Here is a 20,852-nt window from a genome sequence, read left to right as displayed (position 1 = left end):
CGCGCACCGCGCCCGCCGCGCCACGACAGCTCGGCGACCGCCTCGGTCACGGTCGATCACCCCCGGATGAGCGAGGTCAGCCGTCCCGCCAGGGCCTCCCACCGCCAGTGGGTAACCGTCCACCGCCTACCGGCCTCCCCCATCGCCCTGGCCCGCTCCGGGTCGGCGAGCAGGTCCCCGACCCTGCCCTCGACGGCCGCCAGGTCGCGCCCGTCGACGACGTGCCCGGTGACTCCGTCCCGCACGGTCTCGGGCGCGCCGCCGGAGTCGCCGGCCACCACGGGCAGCCCGGTCGCCGACGCCTCCAGGTACACGATGCCCAGCCCCTCGACGTCCAGGCCGCGACCTCGGGTGCGGCAGGGCATGGCGAAGACGTCGCCGGCCGCGTAGTGCGCGGGCAGTTCCGCCCAGGGCACCGAACCGGTCAGCACCACGTGCTCGTCCACCCCGTGCCGCGCGGCGAGCCCGCGCAGCCGGGCCTCGTCGGGGCCACCCCCGACGATCAGCAACGCCGCACCGGGAACGCGCCGCCGGATTCCGCGCAGCGCGCCGACGAGCACGTCCTGCCCCTTGCGCCGCACCAGGCGGGAGACGCAGACGACGACCGGGCGGTCCCCCAGGCCGTAACGGGAGCGGATCTCGGCCCGGGCCGCCGGGTCGGGGCGGAACACCGTCGAGTCCACACCGGACGGGAGGTGTTCGAGCGCGGCCCACCTCCCGAACGCGGCGGCGAACCGGGACCTGGTGTACCGGCTGACATAGGTGATCACGTCCGCGCCGTCGCCGATGCGGCGGAGCGCCTGCCGGCTCCCCGGGAGCATGGACCAGCCGACCTCGTGCCCGTGCGTGCTGGCCAGGACACGGTGCACCCCGGCCTCCCGCAACGACGGCCCCAACAGGGCGAGCGGGGCCGCCGCTCCGAACCAGGCCACCTCGCAGCCCCGCGCACGAGCGATGTCCCTGGCCCGACGCGACACGTCCGGCGTGGGCAACATCAGCCCGCCGGGGTGGCGCACCACCTCGAAGGGCTGGCGGGCGTCGAACTCGGTGGCGGACTCCCCCGGGCCGCGCCACGCCGGTGCGTAGACGACGAGGTCGTCCGGGGGGAGCGCGCTGGCGAGGGCGTGCAGGTAGGCCTGGATGCCACCGGGGCGGGGCGGGAAGTCGTTGGTGACCAGCAACGTGCGGCGCACCGGGCGAGGGTACACGGCGGGCCGGGCGGCCAGGGCCGGCGCGCGGAAGGCGGGCGGGACGTCCGGGAGCGGCCCGGGCCACGCCACGTTCGCGCGCTCCCACCCCTCACCCGCGTGACAACGCCAGGCCACGCCGCGAAGATCGGCTACCGTTGGTGCATGGGAGCGCTTCGGAGGCTGTGGGGGAAGCCGGAGCGGACCGCCCCGAGCCGAACCAGGCGGGAGTACCCGCTGTGGTGGCTACGGCCGCACGACCGCCCGGTGCGGCACGGGATCCTGCCACACCACATCGGACGCCCGACCGAGCCAGAGGGCTACCGCGCGATGTGCGGCGACGTGGTCTGGCCCGCCCCATCGGACGCCAGTCCCCACGTCCCCCGCTGCGCCGCCTGCGTGCGGTGGGCACTGGCCCACGCGGACGAGACGCCGCCGCAGGCCCCGTACCTCGGTGACGACGCGGACGACGACTGAGTCCTCGCGGCTCGCCCGGCGGGACGTCCCGGGCTCACCGGTCGCCGTCACCCTTGCACCAGGGACACGTGACCGCGCCCTCCCTGGTGTGGATCACGCCGGAACCGTTGCACGGACCGCACATGATCGCGAGCAGCATCGACATCAGCATCAGCGCCCCTCCCTACCCCCGGTCGCGCTGCCGCCGGGGAACGCTCCGACCACGCCGAGGCCGCCCCGAGAGTAGCGACTCTCAGTGACACCGAGGTACCTCTGCGCTGTCACTTCGGCCCGGTTGTCGGTGGGCGGCCGATCTGGCGCGACGAAGTGCTTCCCCAGTCGATCAGTAGGACCAAACCCTGCTCCGTTCGGCTCCGAATCATCAGGGGTTCGGCCGCGCGCCAGGGACGGCGTGGGGGCGCACGACGCGGGAGCGAACCGACCCGTGGGCGGACGGGCACGGCGCCGGAGGAGGGACGGCCCGGCGGGAGCGCCGGCCCCGGCCGGCACGACTCCCTACCGACCCAGCGGTTCGAGGGCGGCCAGGACCACCTCACCCCGGATGCCCAGCCCCCGCACGGCGGTGGGGCGCGGGAGGAAGACCTCCCGCGCCCCACCGGACTCCACCGCCGCTCCGCCGGGAGCGGCTCGCGCTCAGGCGACCCGTCGCATCGCGGTGACGGGACTGCTCGACGCGCGGTCGATCGGCACGACCTTCACCACGTCGCCCGTGGTGGGGGCGTGCACGACGTTGCCGCCGCCCACGTACATGGAGACGTGGTGCACGGGGCTGCCGTAGGCGATGATGTCGCCCGGGGCCAGCTGGGCCCGCGACACCGGAACACCGGCCGCCGCCTGCGCCCTGCTGTTGCGGGGGACGCCGATGCCCACCTGGGCGTAGGCCCACTGGACGAGACCGGAGCAGTCGAAGGTGCCCGGGCCGGTCGCGCCGTACACGTACGGCGTGCCCTGCTTGCCCAGCGCGACGTTCGCCGCCTGCGCCCCGGTGCCGCTTCCCGGCGGCACCTGCCCGTAGTCGGTCTGGCCCTCGCCGACGCCAGGCATCTGGACCTGGAGCTCCTCGGCTTCCTTCTGGTCGATGAAGGACTGGACCTCGGCGATCTTGGCGTCCATCGCCTCCTGCTTGGCGCCCAGCTCGGACTCGATCCGGACCGCCTCGGCCTCGGCCTCCTCCGCGGCGGCCCTGGCTTCGTCGGCCGCCTGCTCGGCGTCGCTGGCCTGGGTCACCACGGCGGAGAGGCGGTCCATCGCCCTGCGGTTGCCGTTGGCGAGGACGTCGAGCGCGGAGAGCTGCTGGAGGAAGACCTCCGGGTCGTCGGCCACCAGCAGGGCCGACAGCTTGTTGAACCGGGCGCCCTGGTAGGAGGCGCTCGCCAGCTGGTCCACCTCGTCGCGGAAGGTCTCCTGTTCGGCCAGCGCCTGCTCGGCCGTCCGGGTCGCCTGCTCGGCGTCCTCGGTCGCCTCACGCAGCTCCTCGCGCCGGGCCTCCAACTCGTCGTTGGCCTGGTGCAGCTCCTCCGTGACGGCGACCGCTTCCTCGTGGAGTTCCTGGAGCCTGGCTACCGCCTCGTCCTTGGTGTCGAAGTCCTGGGCGAGAGCGGGCGTGGGGAAGAGGCTCAGAGCCACCGCGACCGCGGTGGCGGCTAAGGCACCGCGCATCGTGCGGTTCCGTCGATGCGAAGCCACGTCGCACGCAACTCCTTTACGTTGTCTGACCGCCGACCGGAGATGTCCGCGGCATCGGTCCTCATCCGGCCCGGACCGGCACTCGATGCCCGGTCGGACCCGCCGACGCGCGAGACCGGCTCAGCTCCCCGACTCGCTGATGTGGCGGTGACCAGCAGAGCCGCCCTTCTGGGCGGCTGCCCGCCGCTAGGTCTCGGATAGGCTACGAGGCCCCGCGCCCTGAGTCCACCATCGGACAAGGGAAATCGTGAAAACATGCACAAGATCCGGAACGGGTGAAGATCGACCACGGTCCGTTCCGATGATCTTGGAAGCGTGACCTGGGCGTCCGCGTCGCTCCACACATCAGGCGACGACCACGACGAATCGCCCTGTGTGCATTGTCACCGGCACGCAACCCGCGCGCCCGACACGGACCGTGGCGAGCGTGGTGACCACGGGTACGGCGAGTGTGGTGACCACGCCGGCCACCTCACGGCACCGGCCCCCGCGTCCACGCACGACAGCTCCGGACACGTCGACCCGATCGCCGGAACCCGGTGCCGGTCGACCGGCCCACCCCCGCCGGGTGCCGAACCCTCGGTCGGTCGGTCCACCTGGGACGGGTGGGCGGAGCGGGCGGGTCAGATCCGGTTCAACCGGGCCAGCAGGACCGAGGAGGGCACCGGGTGGGCGCCCCGACGCCGCACCGAGTCGGCGACGGCCCGGTCGGAGGTGACCACGACCACCGGGCGCCCCTCCGGCTCAGCCGCCACCAGTGCCCGGATCACGTCATCGGCCAGGACACCGGGGTCGCTGAAGAGGACCCGCACCCCGCGCGCCGAGGCGACCGGCACCGCCACCACACCCGCGCCGTCGAAGACGACGGTGACCTCCGCTCCCGTCCTGGCCGCCAGCGCCCCCAGCTGGCCGTTGAGCCGATCCCGTTGTTGCGCCAGGGAGATGTCGGGGTAGCCGGTCTTGGTCACGTTGTAGCCGTCGACCACGACGTGCACGCTCGGCAACGCCAGGAGCCGGTCCAGGGCGGCGGGGTTCTCGACCCGGCCGACGCCCTGGGCCTGGCTCGCGCCGCCGACCAGGTCAGCGGGGCGCGGCCCGCTGCCACCCAACGCGAGTTCCCTGCGCAACCCGGTGACCGCACCGTCCAGAGTGTCCACCAGGAGCGCCAGTCGGACCTCGTCGGCCTGGCGGGCCTCCCGCGCGGCCTGACGAGCGGTCTCCGCGTCGGTCACCGCCCGGTCGGCGCGGACCCGTTCCGCCGCCGTCCGTTCCCGTTCCCGTTCCAGCTCCGCGGACATCCGCTCCACGGCCGCGGAGGCGTCCCGGCGGGCCTGGTCGGCCTCCTCCCGCGCCACGAGGGCCTCGTCCCTCGCCGCGCGCAGGTGCGTTCCCTGCTCCCGCAGCCGCCGACGCAGCCGGTCCAGATCCGACTCGCTCGTCGCCCGCGCCGCGCGAACCGCTTCCTCCGCCTCGTCAAGAGCCGCCCGCACCCTCTCCAGTTCGGCGGTGAGACGTTCGATCTGGTTCAACGCCGCGTCGCGTTCGGTCCGCAGCTGGGCGTCCTCGACCCGCCGCGCGACCTCCTCGACATGCCTGGTCGCCGAGGGATCCCCCACCAGCAGGCCGGCCGCGGCCGCGGCCGCTGGTTCCTCCGGGCCCACGTCCAACAACTCGGGTTGGTTGCGGCGGGCCCAGTTCGCGACCGCCGCCCGGAACGCGGGGCTGGCCCGCACCGTCGCGAGCAGGGGCACGGCGCCCAGCCGCGCCCGTTTGGCCGGGGTGAACCTCGCCACCGGACGGAGCTGGTGGGGGACATCGGCGAGGGAGAGCCCGCCGAGCGCCGATGCGGAGATCTCGGCGAGGCGGAGCCGCACCGGTTCGGGCAGACCCTCCCAGTCGACCTCCGGCTCCCCGTTCTCCTCGGCGGCTGTCCCGTCACCGTCCTCGTGCTGACGCGCGCCGGCCTCGGCGGGCTGCTCGGGGTCGGACGGATCGCGTGGATCGGTCCCTGCGGTGTCGGCCGGCATCACACCAGGCTAAGGCGTCCGGCCAGTCACCCCAATTCCACGGCCCCCTTGTGACCGGCCGTACGGCGGGTCGCGCCTCCCGGGGTGTCGCGGCGGGCTCCGGGTGCGCCGGACCTCGGTCAGGTCCGCCGGAATCCCGAGGAGGTGGTGGGGAACTCCTGACCGGACCGCCGCGCCCTATCAGGGGCGGCGGTTAGCCTCCTGCCGGTGAGCACCAGGCACCCGCTCCTCGGCGCACCCCCCACCGGTCCCGGGGCGAACACCGCCCCGCAACTGTCCTTCGACGAACTGGGGACGCCGCTGCGCGAGGTCACCTTCGTCGTCCTCGACTTCGAGACGACCGGGGGGAACGCGGAGGCCGACCACGTCACCGAGATCGGGGCCGTGAAGGTGCGGGGCGGCGAGGTGCTCGGTGAGTTCGGGACGCTGGTCGACCCCGGACATCCCATCCCGCCCGCCATCACGGTGTTGACCGGCATCACCCAGGCCATGGTGACCGGCGCACCGAGCCTGGGAACGGTGCTGCCCGCGTTCCTCGAGTTCGCGTCGGGGGCCGTCCTGGTCGCCCACAACGCCTCCTTCGACGTCGGCTTCCTGCGGGCGGCCTGCCGCCGCCAGGGCTACGACTGGCCGAGGCCCACCGTCGTGTGCACCCTGCGCCTGGCTCGACGGGTGCTCACCCGAGGCGAGACCCGCGACCACAAGCTCGGCACGCTCGCCGCGCACTTCCACGCCGCCACCACACCCACGCACCGCGCCCTGGACGACGCGCGGGCCACCGTGGACGTGTTGCACGGACTCCTGGAGCGGGTCGGGGGACTGGGGGTGCGGTCCCTGGAGGAACTGCTCGACTACACCCCCGAGGTGAGCCCGGCGCGACGGCGGAACCGGGAACTCGCCGCCCACCTGCCGCACGCGCCCGGTGTCTACCTCTTCCGGGGCCCCCGCGACGAGGTCCTGTACGTCGGGACCGCGAGCGACCTGCGCCGGCGGGTCCGGCAGTACTTCACCGCGTCCGAGACCAGGACCCCGATCCGGGAGATGGCGGCACTCGCGACCAGGGTGGACCACGTGGAGTGCTCCCACCCCCTCGAGGCCAGGGTCCGGGAACTCCGGCTGCTCGCGGCACACCGCCCCCGGTACAACCGGAGGTCCACCAGGCCGGACAGCACATGGTGGTTGGCGCTGACCGACGAGGCCTACCCCCGGCTCAGCGTCGTCCGACAGCCGAGGCCCCTGGCGTTCGGCCCGTTCCCCTCGCGCCGGGCCGCCGTCACGGCGGTCGAGACCCTGTGGCGGGTGTCCCCCGTGCGGCAGTGCACCCGACGCATCCCCGCCGGTGGGCAACCAGGAGGACAGGCCTGCCCGCTCCTCGACCTCGGCCGGTGCGCGGCACCCTGCGTCGGCCGCCAGGACGTCGACGCCTACCGCCCCGCCGTCGACGAGCTGCGGGAGCTCTTCGCCGGCCGGGACCGGCGGCTCCTCGACACCCTCTCCGAACGCATCGACCACCTCGCCGGGGAACGGCGCTTCGAGGACGCCGCACGCGCCCGGGACCTCACCGCGCGGTTGGCGGAGTCACTGGACCGGGGCCAGCGGTTCGCCGCGCTGGCCGAGGTCGAGGAGCTCGTCGCGGCGGCGCCGGACGGAGCGGGCGGGTGGCACTTCGCCGTCGTGCGCCACGGTCGGCTCGCCTCGGCCGGCTCCGCACCGCGGGGCGTGCCACCGATGCCGGTGGTCGACCTGCTCGTCCGCTCGGCTGAGACGGTCATCCCGGAGGACGGCCCGCTGCGGGGAGCACCCGCGGAGGAGGTCGCCGCCCTCTGGCGGTGGTTGTCCACCCCGGGAACCCGGATGGTGCGCTGCTCCCGGCCGTGGACCGAACCGGCCTGGTCAGCGGGGGCGTGGCGCGAGTGGGTCGGCAGGGCCGCCGCCGGCCGGGCCGCCCAGGCGCAGCCCGACTGACCAGGCCAGGGCGCGAGCCTCCCTCAGTCGCCGTTCTCGAGGCCGAGGGAGAAGGTGGCCTCGATGTCCTGGCGCGAGTAGCTGCGGAACGCGATGTGCGTGTCCGTGTCGACCACGCCAGGAACCCGGCCGATCCCACCCGGGATGATCTCGGCGAGCCGCTCGTGCTCCCCGACGCGGATCATGGCGATCAGGTCCACGTCCCCGGCGCACGAGTACACCTCGGTCACCCCGTCGAGGTCCGCGATGGCCTGCGCGGCCTCGGGGATCCGGTCGGCCTCGGCCTGGATGAGCACGATCGCGGTAATCACGGAACCTCCCGGAGACACACCCCACTGCTGTCCCGCAGTCTAGGAGCCGCCAACCCACCGGACCGCGCCGGTGCCCCACCCCCGGCTCCCCCGCCAGCCCGGAGACGACGACGGGGGCGGTCACCCGTGGGTGACCGCCCCCGTCCGACGTGGTGCCACGTCGTCACCGCTTCTTCGGCGACTCCTCGTTCGTGGCGCCGCCGATGCCCTCGTCGTCGCCCTCGCCCTGGCCCGACTCGTCGGCCCGACGGTTCTCCCCGCCGAGCAGGTTGACGTTCTCGCCGTGCGCGTCCCGCAACGACCGGGTCTCCTCCGGCGGGTCCGGGGTCAGCAGGCTCCCCTCGACCGGGTGGCCCGCCGAGCCCAGCTGGTTCATCCGCTTCGGAACCGCGGCGCCCTGGTAGGGCAGCGGGACCGCGTGACCGTGGTCGTCCACCCCACCCAGGGGCTGGTGGACCTCGATGAACTCACCGTGCGGCAGCCGCCGGATGATGCCGGTCTCGATGCCGTGCTCCAACACCTCGCGGTCGTGGTGCTGCAGGCCGAGGCAGACCCGGTAGGTGATCAGGTAGGCCAGCGGCGGCAGCAGCAGCAACCCGATCCGACCGGCCCAGGTCATCGCGTTCAACGAGATGTCGAACTGCTCGGCGACGATGTCGTTGGCACCGGAGATGAGCAGCACCATGAAGAAGGTGATGGCCATCATCCCGAGCCCGGTGCGGACCGGGGCGTCCCTCGGACGCTGCAACAGGTTGTGGTGCGCGTCGTCCTTGGTGAACTTCTTCTCGATCCAGGGATAGGCCCCGGCCACCGTGAAGATCAGCCCCATGCCCACGACCGTCGGCCAGAACACCGCCGGGATCATGTAGTTCCCGAGGTAGATCTCCCACGACGGCCATAGTCGCGTCATGCCGTCGGTCCAGATCATGTACCAGTCCGGTTGGGACCCCGCGGACACCTGCGACGCGTTGTACGGACCGATGTTCCAGATCGCGTTGATCTGGAAGATGCCGCCCATCAGCGCCAGCACACCGAAGACCACCGCGAAGAAGCCACCGGCCTTGACCGCGAACACCGGCATGATGCGGACGCCGACGACGTTGGTCTCCTTGCGCCCCACGCCCGGGAACTGGGTGTGCTTCTGGTACCAGACCAGACCGAGGTGGATGGCGATCAACGCGAGGATGATGCCGGGCAGCACCAGGATGTGGATGGTGTAGAAGCGCGGGATGATCTCGTAGCCGGGGAACTCCCCGCCGAACAGCGCCCAGTGGACCCAGGTACCGATCACGGGGATCGACAGCACGATCCCGGAGGCGATCCGGAGGCCGGTGCCGGAGAGCAGGTCGTCCGGCAGCGAGTAGCCGGTGAAGCCCTCGAACATGCCGAGGACGAACAGCAGGATGCCGATCACCCAGTTCAGCTCACGCGGCTTCCGGAACGCCCCGGTGAAGAACACGCGGAGCATGTGCACCACGATCGCCGCCATGAACAGCAGGGCCGCCCAGTGGTGGACCTGCCGGGCGAAGAGGCCACCGCGCACCTCGAACGAGATGTCCAGCGACGAGGCGTAGGCGCGGGACATCTCGATGCCCCGCATGTTCTCCAGCACGCCCTGGTACTCGACGTGCTCCATCGACGGGTCGAAGAACAGCGCCAGGTAGGTGCCCGTCAGCAGCAGCACGATGAAGCTGTAGAGGGCGATCTCACCGAGCATGAACGACCAGTGCGTCGGGAAGACCTTGTTCAGCTGCCGCCGCATGCCCTTGGCCATGTGGAAGCGGTCGTCCGCCCAGGTGGCGCCCGCTGCCGCCGCCCGAGCCGCTGCCCCCTGGGGACGGGTCGGCTTGGTGTTCAGCGTCGTCATGACTTGCGCTCCCAGAAGCCGGGGCCGACGGGTTCGATGAAGTCGCCCTGGTTGGACGTGTCCTGGTTGGTCACCAGGAACCCGTCCTCGTCGACCATGATCGGCAGCTGGGGCAACGACCGGGTCGCGGGGCCGAAGATGGGCTTGGCGTAGCTGTGCACCACGTCGAACTGCGACTGGTGGCAGGGGCACAGCAGCCGGCCGGTCTGCTGCTCGAACAGCGAGGTCGGGCAGCCGAGGTGGGTGCAGATCTTCGAGTAGGCGTAGTAGTCGCCGTAGTTGAAGGTCTCCTGGCCCTTGCGCTTGGTCGGTTCCGAGCCCGGCCGCAGCCGGATCAGCATGACCGGGTTGTCCGACTTGCGCAGCGCCTTGAAGAGCGCGTGGTCGTCACCCCGCTCGGACTCGCGGAACGGGAAGACCGTCTCGAAACCACCGGCCTTGAGGTCCTCGGGGCGGACCAGCGAGATCTCGTGCGGATCTCCGGTGTCCCGGCGGAGGTAGACCTTCTCGCCGTCGTAGGAGCGCCACCCGGTGTGCCAGAGGGAGTCGGGGCTGTCGCTGTGCGCCCACGGGTTCCTGACCAGCCCGCCGAGGGCGAAGACCCCCAGACCGACGCCGAACACGCCGGCCCCGGCGAGCCCGGTGCGCTTGATCAGCGAACGCCGGGCGAGGCCGCTGCGCTGACCGGAGTCCGCGAGCAGGGCGGCGGTCGTCCGCTTGTCGACCTCCGAGGACCCGCCGTCGTGGCGCTGCTGCACCGCCATCTCCTCGGGCACGAACTTCTTGGCGTAGGAGATGACGCCGATGCCGACCGCGAGGATGGACAGGCCGAGGGTGATGCCGATCAGGGGCGTGTACAGCGAGTACAGGAAGTGCCCTTCGGAGAAGGGGCTCTCGTACTGCCACGGCCAGACGACGTACAGGACGATGAAGGCCAGGCCCGAGACCGCGGCGAGGATGAACCACGCCGCCACCTGCCGCTCGGCGCGCTTCTCCGCCCTGGTCCCCTTGACCGGCCACCGGTCCTTGTACTTGACCAGCTCGACGTCGTCCAGTTGGACGCCGAGGCGCACCAGCTCGTCCTGGCTCATGTCCGCGAGCTCGGCGTCGCTCGGGACGCCCTTCTCCTGCCCGCTCATTGCTTGGCTCCGATCCACATGGTGATGCCCACCAACGCGCCGATTCCGACGACGAAGATGATGACGCCCTCCACCGCCGGGCCGAAGCCGCCGAGCGCGGTGAGTCCGCCCGGGCTGTTGTTGCCGTCCGACACGGACTTGACGTACGCGATGATGTCCTGCTTCTCCTCCGGGGTGAGCTGCCGGTCGGAGAAGACCGGCATGTTCTGCGGCCCCGTGAGCATCGCGGTGTAGATCTCGTCCTCGGTCACCCCGTCCAACGCGGGGGCGAACTTGCCCGAGGACAGCGCTCCACCACGACCGGTGAAGTTGTGGCAGGACGCGCAGTTCAGGCGGAACAGCTCGCCACCGCGAGCCGGGTTCTCACCTCGCAGCGCCTCGCCGGTGGCCTCCGGCGTCTCGGGGCCGCCCCCGTTCGCCTGGATGTACGCGCCGAGGGCGTCGACCTCCTGCGGGGAGTACTTCGACGGCTTGCGCTGGGCCTGCGCCTCCTGGCGCGCCATCGGCATCCGGCCGGTGGAGACCTGGAAGTGGACGGCGGCCTCACCGACGCCGATCAGGCTCGGCCCCCGGTCGGTGACGCCCTCCAGGTTGCTCCCGTGGCAGGTGATGCACGCGTTGTTGTACAGCCGCTCGCCTTCGGCCACCAGTGAGGCCTGCTCGCTGGCGGTCGCGACGTGCGGAGTGGGCACGAGGGCGCTGTAGAGCGCACCCGCTCCGAACAGCGCGGCGCCCAGCACGAGTACGCCGGAGATCCGGCGGCGCAGCTTGGAACGGAACCCGCTCCGCCGCTTAGCGGTGGTGGTCATGTGTGCGGCAACCCTTGCTGTCGAGTTCAGGCACGGACGGAAGAGATCAGGGGACCAGGTAGATGCAGGCGAACAGCCCGATCCACACGATGTCCACGAAGTGCCAGTAGTACGACACGACGATCGCCGAGGTCGCCTGGGCAGGCGTGAACTTGCTCATCCTCGTCCGCATGAGCAGGTACACGAACGCCACGAGTCCACCGATCACGTGCAGCCCGTGGAAGCCGGTCGTCATGTAGAAGACCGTGCCGTAGGCCGAGGAGGCGATCGTGGTGTCGTGGTGGACGATCATCGTGTAGTACTCGCCGGCCTGACCCGCGACGAAGATGGCGCCCATGATCAGGGTCACCATGTACCACCGACGCAGTCCGAAGACGTCGCCCCGCTCCGCCGCGAACACACCGAGCTGGCATGTCACCGACGACAGGATCAGGATGATGGTGAACGGCGCCGCGTAGGCGAGGTTCAACTCCGCCGGAGGCGGCGGCCACGGCCCATCGTTCTGTGCCTTCACCGTGAAGAACATGGCGAAGAGCCCAGCGAAGAACATCAGCTCGCTGGACAACCAGACGATGGTGCCGACACTGACCATGTTGGGTCGGTTCAGCGTGTGCACGCGTTGGCTGATGGAGGGCGATGCCGTTGTCACGCGACGCATTATTACTTGGAGGAACTCCGCTCGCCCGGTCGGGTCCCGGGTCCGGCGCGGCGACGGGTCGCCATCGTGGACGGCCGAGCCGCTCGGGCGGCCCCGTTCGGGTCATGCGGTTGCCGCGAGCGGACCAGGTTCACGCCCGTCGCCCCCCGGGGAGACGATCTCGGGCGTGACCTGCCGAAGGGCCAGCACCTGCCACGGCCACCGGCCGGGGTCGGCGGGGGGAGAGGACACCGGGACATGACCACCGAACGCGGCGGGTTCTGGCGGCGGTTGGGGTTCGGCCGCCGTCGTCCGAGCCCTGACCTCGATCCCGACGACCCCCGGCTCGTGGTGGTCGTCACGGCTTTCGACGACACCGAGGCCGCCTCGGCGAGCCTCGCCAGGGGGACGAGGTGGCGGCCCACCGAGCCCGCGTTGCTCCGGCACCACCTCGTGCTGCCACCCGATCGCGTCGCGCGCGCGGTGGAGTCGGTGACGGCCGAGGGCTACGCGGCGCGCACGGGGACCGAGGCCGGTCCGGACGGGCGGGTCACGCTCACCGCCACGCGCACCCAGCTGCTCGACGCGCTGCACTGCTCCCAGGAGCGGTCGCGGATGGCGGGCCTCGCGCAGCGGCTCGGCGGCGACGCCCGGGGCTGGGAGGCCCTCCAACCCGAGGTCGGTTAACGGATAGCATCAGCGGGCATCGCTCGCGATCCCGCTGGAGGTTCAGGCGCAGATGAGCACGAACATCACCAACGTCCTGGTGTTCAGCCACCGCCCCGAGGTGCGGGACGCGATCATGACCGCCGTCGGCCGGCGCCCCGCCCCGGACCTGGGCCGGGTCAGGTACGTGGAGGCGGCCACCATCGACGAGGTCGTGTCCGTCGTCGACGAGGGTGGCGCCGACCTGCTGATCCTCGACGGTGAGGCCCAGCCGACCGGTGGGATGGGCATCTCGCGGCAGCTCAAGAACGAGATCGCGGCCTGTCCCCCTGTCGTGATCGTGGTCCGCCGGCGGGACGACCGGTGGTTGGCCACCTGGTCCCAGGCTGACGCGGTGCTGGTGCACCCGCTCGACCCGCTGGCGGCGGCCGAGACGGTCGCCGAAGTCCTCCGCACGACGGCGTTGCCGGTCGTGCACGGCTGAACGGAGCCGCCGTGTCCGACACCGTCCAGACCTGGCCCGGTCTGCTGTCGAGGCTGACCGCGCGCGTCGACCTGTCCCGAGCGGACACCGCGTGGGCGATGGACCAGATCATGAGCGGCACGGCAACCGGAGCGCAGATCGGCGGCTTCGTCGCCGCGTTGCGCGCCAAGGGCGAGGTCGCCGAGGAGATCGAGGGGCTGGCCGAGGCCATGCTCGGGCACGCCCGCCGGATCGAGGTCGGTGCCGGGGCGGTCGACGTCGTCGGCACCGGCGGGGACGGCGCGCACACCGTCAACATCTCCACCATGACCTCGATCGTGGTGGCCGCGGCCGGGCTCCGCGTGGTCAAGCACGGCAACCGGGCGGCCTCATCCAAGTGCGGGACCGCCGACGTGCTGGAGAGGCTCGGCGTCGCGATCGACCTCACACCCGAGGCCGTCGAGCAGTGCGTCCGCGACCTGGGCATCGGCTTCTGCTTCGCGCCGACCTTCCACCCGGCGATGCGGTACACCGGCGCGGCCCGTCGGGAACTGGGCATCCCCACCGCCTTCAACGTCCTCGGTCCGTTGACCAACCCCGCCCAGCCGTCGGCCGGGCTCATCGGCTGCGCCGACCCGAGGATGGCGCCGGTGATCGCCCGTGTGCTGGCGGGCCGGGGGAACTCGGTGCTGCTGGTCAGGGGTGACGACGGTCTCGACGAGTTGACCACGACCACCACCTCGACGGTGTGGGTCATCCACGACGGCCAGGTCCGGCAGGACGTCGTCGACCCGGACGCGCTCGGCGTGCCACTGGGCACGGCCGAGGCGCTGCGCGGCGGTGAGGCCGACTTCAACGCCGAGGTGGTGCGTGAACTGGTCGCGGGGCGCGCCGGGCCGGTGCGCGACGCCGTCCTGCTCAACGCCGCCGGCGCGCTGACCGCGCACGACGGCTTCCGGGGGCCGTTGGCGTCCGGCATCCGGGGCAATCTCGAGCGCGCGGCCGCGGCGATCGACTCCGGTGCCGCCGCCGAACTGCTGTCCCGGTGGATCGACCACTCGACCGCGCTGCGCTCCCGGTTCCGGTGACGGCCGGACGCTGACGGCCCGCCATCCCGGCGACGGCTCCCGACCGAGGGCGGCGCACAGGGGGCCCGCCGGGCGGCGCCCATCGAGACCTCACGCGTTCCTCACCGACCCCGTACCGCCGCTGAGCTGATCGCTGCGCGCCGCGCGGGCCGGCCCCCGGGGGATCTCACCCCCGTCGGGATCCGCGATGCGAGGGAGCCGCGCCGGCGCCGAGCGAACTGACCTCGGCCCCCGTCCCCTGGCATCCCCCACCGCGCCGGTGGGACCGGCACCGCCGCGTCGTCCCCGGCGCGGCCCGAGGTCCGCGCTCGGCCCGTGTCCGTCGAGGTGGTGCCGAGGACGGGCGAGGCACCTCGGGCTGGACCCCAGGGGGCTTCGCGCGCCGCTCGGTTCCCGTGGCCCGACCATCCCGCCGTGGGAGGCGGGAGGACGGACCGGCACCGAGAACACGACGAAGGCCCGGATCGGTGATCCGGGCCTCCATCGACTACCTGGGCCCGCGCGTCGCGGGCGGTACCGTCACTCGTGCTCGGGACCCCGGTGGTACTCGAAGAGCAGACCGCCCACCGTCAGCAGCACCGCGACGGTCCCGGCCACGATCAGGTACATGTGGAACATCGCCAGCCCGACGCCGGTCAGGGCGCACGCCCCGGCCAGGCCGAGCGGCCAGTAGCTCCCGGGGCTGAAGAAGCCCAGCTCGCCGGCGCCGTCGCTGATCTCGCCGTCCGGGTTGTCCTCGGGGCGCTCGTCCAGCCGCCGCGCGATGAACCGGAAGTAGACGCCGATCATCAGCGACAGCAGTCCGGTCAGGAACAACGCCGTGACGCCGACGGGCTCGCCCGCCCAGAACAGGTAGACAACCGCCACGACGATGCAGAACACCGCCGTCAGCTCGAAGATCCTGGCTTCGACCTTCATCGAGTCCTCGCTCCCAAACTCCGCTGCGCCGACGCGGTCAGTTGCCGTCCCGCGTGCTGGCCTCGCGGGCCGTGCGGTCGGTCTCGAACGGGTAGGTGGTGACTGCCTGCGGGGCGCAGAGCTCACCGCAGTCCATCTCGGTCAGCGCCTCGGCGGCCGTGTAGGGCGCACCCGTGGTCGGGTTGTCCTGCGTCCGCAGACCCATGTACTGGTCGAAGAGGTCGGTCGGCAGCGCGCGGACCTCGAAGTTCATCATCGCGTGGTACGAGCCGCACAGCTCCGCGCACCGCCCGACGAACGAACCGGAGCGGTCGATGGTGTTCTGGAAGACGTTGTCCTGGTTGTTCGCCTCGGGGTTCGGGATGTTGTCCCTCTTGAAGAGGAACTCGGGAACCCAGAAGGAGTGGATCACGTCGTTCGAGTACAGCTCGTACTGGATCACCTGGTCGGTGGGCAACACCAGCAGCGGGATCTCGTCGCTCGTGCCGATCGTGCTGACCTCGTCGCCGTCCGGGGTGGTGTAGCCCTGGTAGCGGAACTCCCAGTTCCACTGGAAGGCCACCACGTCGACGGTGACGTCCGGATCATCCTCGGTGTTGGTGACGTAGTTCTGCGTCACCGCCGTGAAGTAGAAGAGCACGGAGATCATGACCACCGGGATGACCGTGTAGACGATCTCCAGCGGAACGTTGTACTGCGTCTGCCTCGGCATCTCGTCACCGCGCTTGCGGTGGAAGATGACGGGCCACAGGATCAGGGCCCAGACGATGACACCGACGACCAGGGCGGCGATCACCGACCAGGTCCAGAGCTGGCGCATGTCGGTCGCCTGCGGGGTGATGCCCTCGGGCCACCCGAAACGAAGTACGTCCCCGGCTGAGCATCCGGTGGTCGCGATGGCGACCAGGCCGAACAAACCGCTCAGCTTGGTCAGCCGTGCTGCCTTCGGACCCACTACTCGACGCCTCCTCGCTCAGACTTTCCGCCGTGGCGGTACCGCGTCGCCGCCACGTCCAGCGCGCGAGCAACGCCGCCGGATCTCGTGCGGAAGCGTAGCCCAGCAACTTGTGCACCGCCGTCCCGGGGTGAGCCGCGACGGACGGCCGCCGCCCCCGGCATACTGGCCAGACGTCCCGACGGACGTCAGAACTGCAACCCGATGCGGGAAGGTGCGGAACGGCGTGTGTGGCCTACTGGGTCTGGTCTGCCCCACTGAGAACGACGCCACGGCGGCTCGCGCCTCCGTCGCGGAAGCGATGCGCTGCCAGCGTCACCGCGGTCCCGATGAGACCGCGACGCTCCAGCGGGACGAGGTGGTCTTCGGCTTCAACCGGCTGTCGATCATCGACGTCGAGCGCTCACACCAACCGCTCACCTGGGGGCCACCCGAGTCCCCCGAGCGCTACACCATCATCTTCAACGGCGAGATCTACAACTACCTCGAGCTCCGCGCGGAGCTGGTCGAGCAGTTCGGTGCCCGGTTCGGCACGGACGGCGACACCGAGTCGATCGTGGCCGCCTACCACTACCTCGGCCCGTCGGCGGTGGGTCGCCTGCGCGGCATGTTCGCCTTCCTGATCTGGGACTCCGAACGGCAGGTCGTGTTCGGTGGCCGTGACCCGTTCGGGATCAAGCCGCTGTACTACATCACCGGGCCGCACGGGGTGGCCTTCTCCAGTGAGAAGAAGAGCCTGCTGCACCTGGCGCCGTCCCTGGGCCTCCAGCCCGCGCTGAACCAGAGCGCGCTGCAGTACTATCTGACGCTCCAGTACGTCCCCGAGCCCGCGTCACTGCACCACGGCATCCGGCGGATCGAGTCCGGCACCTCGTTCACGATCGAGCCGGGCAGCCAGCCGGTGACCGAGCGGTACTTCACCCCCACCTTCGCCCCCCGCCCGACGAAGGGGCCGGCGGACTCGAACCGGCTGTACAACGAGATCGCCGACGTGATGCGCGACTCGGTGGCCAAGCACATGCGGGCGGACGTGACGGTGGGTTCCTTCCTTTCGGGGGGCATCGACTCCACCGCCATCGCGGCGCTGGCCAAGCAGCACAACCCCCAGCTGATCACCTTCACGACGGGCTTCGAGCGGCAGGGCTACTCGGAGGTCGACGTGGCGGCCGAGTCCGCGGCGGCGATCGGCGTCAAGCACGTCGTCCGCACGGTGTCGGCGGACGAGATGATGGAGCACCTGCCCTCGGTCGTCTGGTACCTCGACGACCCGGTGGCCGACCCGGCGCTCGTCCCGCTGTGGTTCATCGCCAGGGAGGCTCGCCAGCACGTGAAGGTCGTGCTGTCCGGCGAGGGCAGCGACGAGCTCTTCGGCGGCTACACGATCTACCGGGAGCCGCTGTCGCTGGCGCCGTTCGAGAAGGTGCCCGGCACGCTGCGCAAGGTCATGGGTCGGGTCTCGGCGAAGATCCCGGAGGGCGTCCGGGGCAAGGACCTGCTGCGCCGGGGTGCCCTGTCGTTGGAGGAGCGCTACTACGGCAACGCCCGGATCTTCCGCGACGACCAGTTGCGGCGGGTGCTGCGCACCTTCGACCCGGTGCTCTCCCATCGTGACATCACCGCGCGTGCCTACCGGGAGTCCGAGAGCTGGGACCCGGTCACGAGGATGCAGTACGTCGACATGTTCACCTGGCTGCGGGGCGACATCCTGGTCAAGGCCGACAAGGTGACGATGGCCAACTCGCTGGAGCTGCGGGTGCCCTTCCTCGACCCCGAGGTGTTCCGGGTGGCCTCCCGCATCCCGCTGGAGGAGAAGATCACCCGCGAGACCACGAAGCACGCGCTGCGGCAGGCCCTGCGGGACATCGTCCCGGCGCACGTGCTCAACCGGCGCAAGCTGGGCTTCCCGGTGCCCCTCCGGCACTGGCTGCGGGACGAGATGTACGCCTGGTCGCGGGATGTCGTCCAGCGTTCGGACACCGACAAGCTGATCGACAAGAACGCGGTGCTCGCCATGATGGAGGAGCACCGGAACGGCTCCATCGACCACAGCAGGCGGATCTGGGCGCTGGTCGTGTTCATGCTGTGGCACGGCATCTTCGTGGAGGGGCGGATCAACCCCGAGATCCCCGAGCCGCACTACCCCGTCCGGGTGTAGGGCGACCCCGGCCGCGAGCGGGGTGTCGGTCACGCTCCATAACCGGCACCCCACCCAGTCGAGTGAAACCCGGTCAGGGGGGCCTCGCGGGCGATGTTACTGGCCAGTAGCAGTGGGAACGGCCCGTGCGGCTGCCTACCGTCTGCGGTGTGGACACACCAGGCAGGATTGATCCGGCCTCGCTGCGCGAACTCATCGTCGACGGCGGCCAGGTCCCCGTTGACCTGCTGAGATCCGAGGCGGAGGTGCCCGCTCCACGGCCCGCCCCCGTCTGGGAGGTCGACGACGAGTGCGTTGACCAGGTCGGTGGGTTCCCCAGCGTGGGCGACTGCGGCTGACCGAAGGCGGTGGCGGGCCGGCTGCGACCACGCAGCGGCACGCCTTCACCGCCCGGATGAGGAACACCACGCCCGGCAGGGGCCCCACGGGCACCACCTGGTCCCGCCCAGCCACCCGTACGCGCGGCCCCCACCACCACGACGAGGGGCCACCGGCCGGGCGGCGGACGGCACCGCCGGTGGGGTGGTCGGGCGCGCTCCACCCGTCCCTCGTGCTCCGGGTGCCACCGCGCGGCGACCCGCGCCGCTCCCCAGCCGAGCCGCCACCGGCCCCGGCCGGGTGGCAGGGACGGTCCCGTCCGCGAGCACGACCCGACCGGCGCTCCGGCACGAACCCACGACCTGGTTCCCGTGTCCCCCGTGGCGCTGGGGCCTGCCACGCTCCGCTGGTGCCGCCTCGCTGGCACCCGGAAGCCAGCGGCCGCCCCACCGGGCGCCCTGACCCACCACGCCAGCCCGCCGCCCCCGAGGGGCGGAACCGCCCCGGTCGGGCGGGGAGCTTCGCTCGCGTTCCCGCGCCCCTCGCGACCGTCGCCGTCCGGCCACCGACCGGACGCGGTCGGGCGCTCCGGGGCACCGGAGGTGGCGGTGGACGTCGGCGCGCCTGCCGGAGCGGCTGGTTCACCTACCCCTTCGTGCGACTTCCTTGGTCATTTTCCGCGCCCTACGGTGGTGAAACGACGAGAAAGTGCGACCGCAGACCCGTGTCAGCCGACGCCCGCCTCGCACGGAAGGTCAAGGCCATGTGGAGTAACCCGTTGTCGATCATGACTGTGCTGGGCGTCCTCGGGGTGGTCAGCGGCGGCTGGACGATGTGGAACACCAGGCGGTCCCCCCGACCACGGCACCCCTCGGCCAGGGAGATGGACCGGATGCGGGCGAGTCGGGTCCGGCTCCGCCGCGAGCGCTACTCGGTGCAGGCGATCCTGGACCGGTGCCAGGAGGTACGACCGGTGGGCAGCGCGCCGCCGAGGAGCGCCCGGGAGCGGGCGGCGGGTCCGCTCGGCCTGACGGGGTGGCCTCCGCTGCTGGCCGGGATCACGGATGCCGCGGCGCCGCTGGGCGGGGAGTTGGGCAGGGTTCGGGTTGACCTGGCATCGCGCCCGGTGGCCCGGGCCCGCCGGCTGGCGGGAACGGCTGGTTCGACGCGGCGGGCCGGCTGATGGCCGGTGATGACGAGCCTTCGGCGCGGCGGGCGTGCCGGGCGTGGTGACGATGACCGATCCCTCCCGCCGACCGGTGCGCCGGTACTGGGCCTTCGGCCTGACCTTCCGCTGGGTCGAGAACGACGGCTTCGTCGTGGTCAAGAGGGGGTACGTCGACGAGGGGAGCACCGTGATCCAGGTGCACTCCCGCCAGTTCCCCGTGCAGGACCGACCGGGCGAGACGGCGGGGCACGACCAGGCCGGTTGGTTGGCGACGATTCCCACGCCGGCCGCGCGCTGGTACGAACCCACCGCGCTGTCGGAACTGGCGGCGGCCTGGGCGGCGGCGCACTCCCGTTCCGGTGCCACCGGCACCTCACGAGCGCTGGGGTGAGGCCCCCGACCGGACGAGGACGGGCCGGGCAGCGGCGGGACGTCAGGCGGGGTGGCGGTCAGGTGTCGCGGAGCCGCACCCCCGGCCCGACGCCGGGGGACCGCGCCAGGGGGACGACGAACGGCCCGTGCCCGGTCGAGCCGGACACGGGCCGAATCCTCCCGCTACCTGGGTGCCCCGCGCTGGCGCCCGTCAGTGGAACGAGTCGCCGCAGGCGCAGGAACCGGTCGCGTTCGGGTTGTCGATGGTGAAGCCCTGCTTCTCGATGGTGTCGACGAAGTCGATCACCGCCTCCTGCACGTAGGGCGCGCTCATCCTGTCGACGACCACCTTGAGCCCGTCGAAGTCGCGGCTCGCGTCACCGTCGAGCATCCGCTCGTCGAAGAACAGCTGGTAGCGCAACCCTGCGCAGCCACCCGGCTGGACGGCGATCCGCAGGTGCATGTCATCGCGGCCCTCCTGGGCCAGCAGCGCCTTGGCCTTCGTGGCTGCCGAGTCGCTCAGCGTGACGCCGTGGGTGGCGGGCTCCTGGGTGGCAGTCTCCTGGGCGGTCATGGCTCTCCCTCAAAGTCCTGCTGGTCGGGGCGAGCTCGGCCCCGTGTCTCGTGCGGGAGCCGATCGGGCT

Annotated in this window: 20 protein-coding genes; 9 read left to right on the top strand and 11 right to left on the bottom strand. The window is 71.7% G+C overall.

Annotated elements, in window-relative coordinates; translation table 11 throughout:
• Window positions 1–56: 56 nt before the first annotated feature.
• Complete coding sequence (locus tag ACOJVX_RS05565) at window positions 57–1,193, bottom strand: glycosyltransferase family 4 protein (protein ID WP_026418233.1); 1,137 nt, start codon at window positions 1,191–1,193, stop codon at window positions 57–59.
• A gap of 159 nt (window positions 1,194–1,352) precedes the next feature.
• Here ACOJVX_RS05565 and ACOJVX_RS05560 point away from each other — a divergent pair, with 159 nt between their 5' ends.
• Window positions 1,353–1,664 (top strand): hypothetical protein, encoded by a 312-nt coding sequence (locus ACOJVX_RS05560; protein ID WP_155886081.1) that lies wholly within the window; start codon window positions 1,353–1,355, stop codon window positions 1,662–1,664.
• A gap of 633 nt (window positions 1,665–2,297) precedes the next feature.
• Here the strand turns inward: ACOJVX_RS05560 and ACOJVX_RS05555 are convergent.
• Window positions 2,298–3,350 (bottom strand): C40 family peptidase, encoded by a 1,053-nt coding sequence (locus tag ACOJVX_RS05555; protein WP_026418231.1) that lies wholly within the window; start codon window positions 3,348–3,350, stop codon window positions 2,298–2,300.
• Between the two features lie 623 nt (window positions 3,351–3,973).
• The gene (locus tag ACOJVX_RS05550) at window positions 3,974–5,377 is read right to left on the bottom strand and encodes an NYN domain-containing protein (protein ID WP_245588743.1); all 1,404 of its coding nucleotides are present in this window, start codon (window positions 5,375–5,377) and stop codon (window positions 3,974–3,976) included.
• Between the two features lie 207 nt (window positions 5,378–5,584).
• Here ACOJVX_RS05550 and ACOJVX_RS05545 point away from each other — a divergent pair, with 207 nt between their 5' ends.
• Window positions 5,585–7,342 carry a DEDD exonuclease domain-containing protein gene (locus ACOJVX_RS05545; RefSeq protein ID WP_418154443.1) on the top strand — a complete coding sequence of 586 codons (1,758 nt, stop codon included), beginning with the start codon at window positions 5,585–5,587 and terminating at the stop codon, window positions 7,340–7,342.
• Between the two features lie 23 nt (window positions 7,343–7,365).
• On the opposite strand, the gene ACOJVX_RS05540 is transcribed toward ACOJVX_RS05545, so the two are convergent.
• From ACOJVX_RS05540 to ACOJVX_RS05520, 5 genes are all read right to left on the bottom strand, one after another.
• Window positions 7,366–7,653: an Lrp/AsnC family transcriptional regulator gene (locus ACOJVX_RS05540; RefSeq protein WP_026418228.1), complete on the bottom strand. Its 288-nt coding sequence runs from the start codon at window positions 7,651–7,653 to the stop codon at window positions 7,366–7,368.
• A gap of 163 nt (window positions 7,654–7,816) precedes the next feature.
• Window positions 7,817–9,520 (bottom strand): cytochrome b, encoded by a 1,704-nt coding sequence (locus ACOJVX_RS05535; RefSeq protein ID WP_026418227.1) that lies wholly within the window; start codon window positions 9,518–9,520, stop codon window positions 7,817–7,819.
• Window positions 9,517–10,659, bottom strand: a complete 1,143-nt coding sequence (locus ACOJVX_RS05530; protein WP_026418226.1) for a ubiquinol-cytochrome c reductase iron-sulfur subunit — start codon at window positions 10,657–10,659, stop codon at window positions 9,517–9,519. Before ACOJVX_RS05530 ends, ACOJVX_RS05535 begins: the two co-directional genes overlap by 4 nt.
• On the bottom strand, window positions 10,656–11,468 hold the full coding sequence (locus tag ACOJVX_RS05525; protein WP_026418225.1) for a c-type cytochrome: 813 nt from the start codon (window positions 11,466–11,468) through the stop codon (window positions 10,656–10,658). Before ACOJVX_RS05525 ends, ACOJVX_RS05530 begins: the two co-directional genes overlap by 4 nt.
• A 46-nt stretch (window positions 11,469–11,514) precedes the next feature.
• Complete coding sequence (locus ACOJVX_RS05520) at window positions 11,515–12,126, bottom strand: cytochrome c oxidase subunit 3 (RefSeq protein WP_081715338.1); 612 nt, start codon at window positions 12,124–12,126, stop codon at window positions 11,515–11,517.
• 237 nt (window positions 12,127–12,363) lie between these two features.
• On the opposite strand from ACOJVX_RS05520, the gene ACOJVX_RS05515 reads away from it, so the two are divergent.
• From ACOJVX_RS05515 to trpD, 3 genes are read left to right on the top strand one after another with little or no spacing between them, the layout of a single operon-like run.
• The gene (locus ACOJVX_RS05515) at window positions 12,364–12,792 is read left to right on the top strand and encodes a ribonuclease E inhibitor RraB (RefSeq protein WP_051313783.1); all 429 of its coding nucleotides are present in this window, start codon (window positions 12,364–12,366) and stop codon (window positions 12,790–12,792) included.
• Between the two features lie 52 nt (window positions 12,793–12,844).
• On the top strand, window positions 12,845–13,255 hold the full coding sequence (locus ACOJVX_RS05510; protein ID WP_026418222.1) for a hypothetical protein: 411 nt from the start codon (window positions 12,845–12,847) through the stop codon (window positions 13,253–13,255).
• 11 nt (window positions 13,256–13,266) lie between these two features.
• The gene (gene trpD / locus ACOJVX_RS05505; RefSeq protein WP_026418221.1) at window positions 13,267–14,322 is read left to right on the top strand and encodes an anthranilate phosphoribosyltransferase; all 1,056 of its coding nucleotides are present in this window, start codon (window positions 13,267–13,269) and stop codon (window positions 14,320–14,322) included.
• A gap of 519 nt (window positions 14,323–14,841) precedes the next feature.
• Here trpD and ACOJVX_RS05500 read toward each other — a convergent pair.
• Together ACOJVX_RS05500 and coxB are read right to left on the bottom strand one after the other, a co-directional pair.
• Window positions 14,842–15,240, bottom strand: coding sequence for a cytochrome c oxidase subunit 4 (locus tag ACOJVX_RS05500; RefSeq protein ID WP_026418220.1), 399 nt, complete (start codon window positions 15,238–15,240; stop codon window positions 14,842–14,844).
• Window positions 15,241–15,277: 37 nt separating this feature from the next.
• The gene (gene coxB / locus ACOJVX_RS05495) at window positions 15,278–16,195 is read right to left on the bottom strand and encodes a cytochrome c oxidase subunit II (protein WP_026418219.1); all 918 of its coding nucleotides are present in this window, start codon (window positions 16,193–16,195) and stop codon (window positions 15,278–15,280) included.
• Window positions 16,196–16,421: 226 nt separating this feature from the next.
• Here coxB and asnB point away from each other — a divergent pair, with 226 nt between their 5' ends.
• The 4 genes from asnB (at window position 16,422) to ACOJVX_RS05475 (ending at window position 20,227) form a co-directional block, all read left to right on the top strand.
• Window positions 16,422–18,350 carry an asparagine synthase (glutamine-hydrolyzing) gene (asnB, locus tag ACOJVX_RS05490; RefSeq protein ID WP_026418218.1) on the top strand — a complete coding sequence of 643 codons (1,929 nt, stop codon included), beginning with the start codon at window positions 16,422–16,424 and terminating at the stop codon, window positions 18,348–18,350.
• Window positions 18,351–18,499: 149 nt separating this feature from the next.
• Complete coding sequence (locus ACOJVX_RS05485) at window positions 18,500–18,688, top strand: hypothetical protein (protein WP_026418217.1); 189 nt, start codon at window positions 18,500–18,502, stop codon at window positions 18,686–18,688.
• 743 nt (window positions 18,689–19,431) lie between these two features.
• Window positions 19,432–19,851 carry a hypothetical protein gene (locus ACOJVX_RS05480; protein WP_337662160.1) on the top strand — a complete coding sequence of 140 codons (420 nt, stop codon included), beginning with the start codon at window positions 19,432–19,434 and terminating at the stop codon, window positions 19,849–19,851.
• A 52-nt stretch (window positions 19,852–19,903) separates the two neighbouring features.
• A complete protein-coding gene (locus tag ACOJVX_RS05475; protein WP_422647303.1) occupies window positions 19,904–20,227 on the top strand; it encodes a hypothetical protein in 324 nt (107 codons plus the stop codon).
• Window positions 20,228–20,419: 192 nt separating this feature from the next.
• Here ACOJVX_RS05475 and ACOJVX_RS05470 read toward each other — a convergent pair whose 3' ends face one another.
• Window positions 20,420–20,782 (bottom strand): HesB/IscA family protein, encoded by a 363-nt coding sequence (locus ACOJVX_RS05470; protein WP_026418214.1) that lies wholly within the window; start codon window positions 20,780–20,782, stop codon window positions 20,420–20,422.
• Window positions 20,783–20,852: the final 70 nt, after the last annotated feature.

This window comes from Actinoalloteichus caeruleus (assembly GCF_049311605.1).
Taxonomy (GTDB): domain Bacteria; phylum Actinomycetota; class Actinomycetes; order Mycobacteriales; family Pseudonocardiaceae; genus Actinoalloteichus_B; species Actinoalloteichus_B caeruleus.
This window is presented reverse-complemented; position numbering and strand designations above follow the sequence as displayed.

Bases quoted from the DNA above. Each gene is read 5' to 3' on its own strand.
- ACOJVX_RS05515 (WP_051313783.1), top strand. From the start codon at position 12,364: ATGACCACCGAACGCGGCGGGTTCTGGCGGCGGTTGGGGTTCGGCCGC.
- ACOJVX_RS05560 (WP_155886081.1), top strand. From the start codon at position 1,353: ATGGGAGCGCTTCGGAGGCTGTGGGGGAAGCCGGAGCGGACCGCCCCG.
- ACOJVX_RS05535 (WP_026418227.1), bottom strand. From the start codon at position 9,520: ATGACGACGCTGAACACCAAGCCGACCCGTCCCCAGGGGGCAGCGGCT.
- ACOJVX_RS05480 (WP_337662160.1), top strand. From the start codon at position 19,432: ATGTGGAGTAACCCGTTGTCGATCATGACTGTGCTGGGCGTCCTCGGG.
- ACOJVX_RS05520 (WP_081715338.1), bottom strand. From the start codon at position 12,126: ATGCGTCGCGTGACAACGGCATCGCCCTCCATCAGCCAACGCGTGCAC.
- ACOJVX_RS05525 (WP_026418225.1), bottom strand. From the start codon at position 11,468: ATGACCACCACCGCTAAGCGGCGGAGCGGGTTCCGTTCCAAGCTGCGC.
- ACOJVX_RS05550 (WP_245588743.1), bottom strand. From the start codon at position 5,377: ATGCCGGCCGACACCGCAGGGACCGATCCACGCGATCCGTCCGACCCC.
- ACOJVX_RS05510 (WP_026418222.1), top strand. From the start codon at position 12,845: ATGAGCACGAACATCACCAACGTCCTGGTGTTCAGCCACCGCCCCGAG.
- ACOJVX_RS05530 (WP_026418226.1), bottom strand. From the start codon at position 10,659: ATGAGCGGGCAGGAGAAGGGCGTCCCGAGCGACGCCGAGCTCGCGGAC.
- ACOJVX_RS05475 (WP_422647303.1), top strand. From the start codon at position 19,904: ATGACCGATCCCTCCCGCCGACCGGTGCGCCGGTACTGGGCCTTCGGC.
- ACOJVX_RS05470 (WP_026418214.1), bottom strand. From the start codon at position 20,782: ATGACCGCCCAGGAGACTGCCACCCAGGAGCCCGCCACCCACGGCGTC.
- ACOJVX_RS05500 (WP_026418220.1), bottom strand. From the start codon at position 15,240: ATGAAGGTCGAAGCCAGGATCTTCGAGCTGACGGCGGTGTTCTGCATC.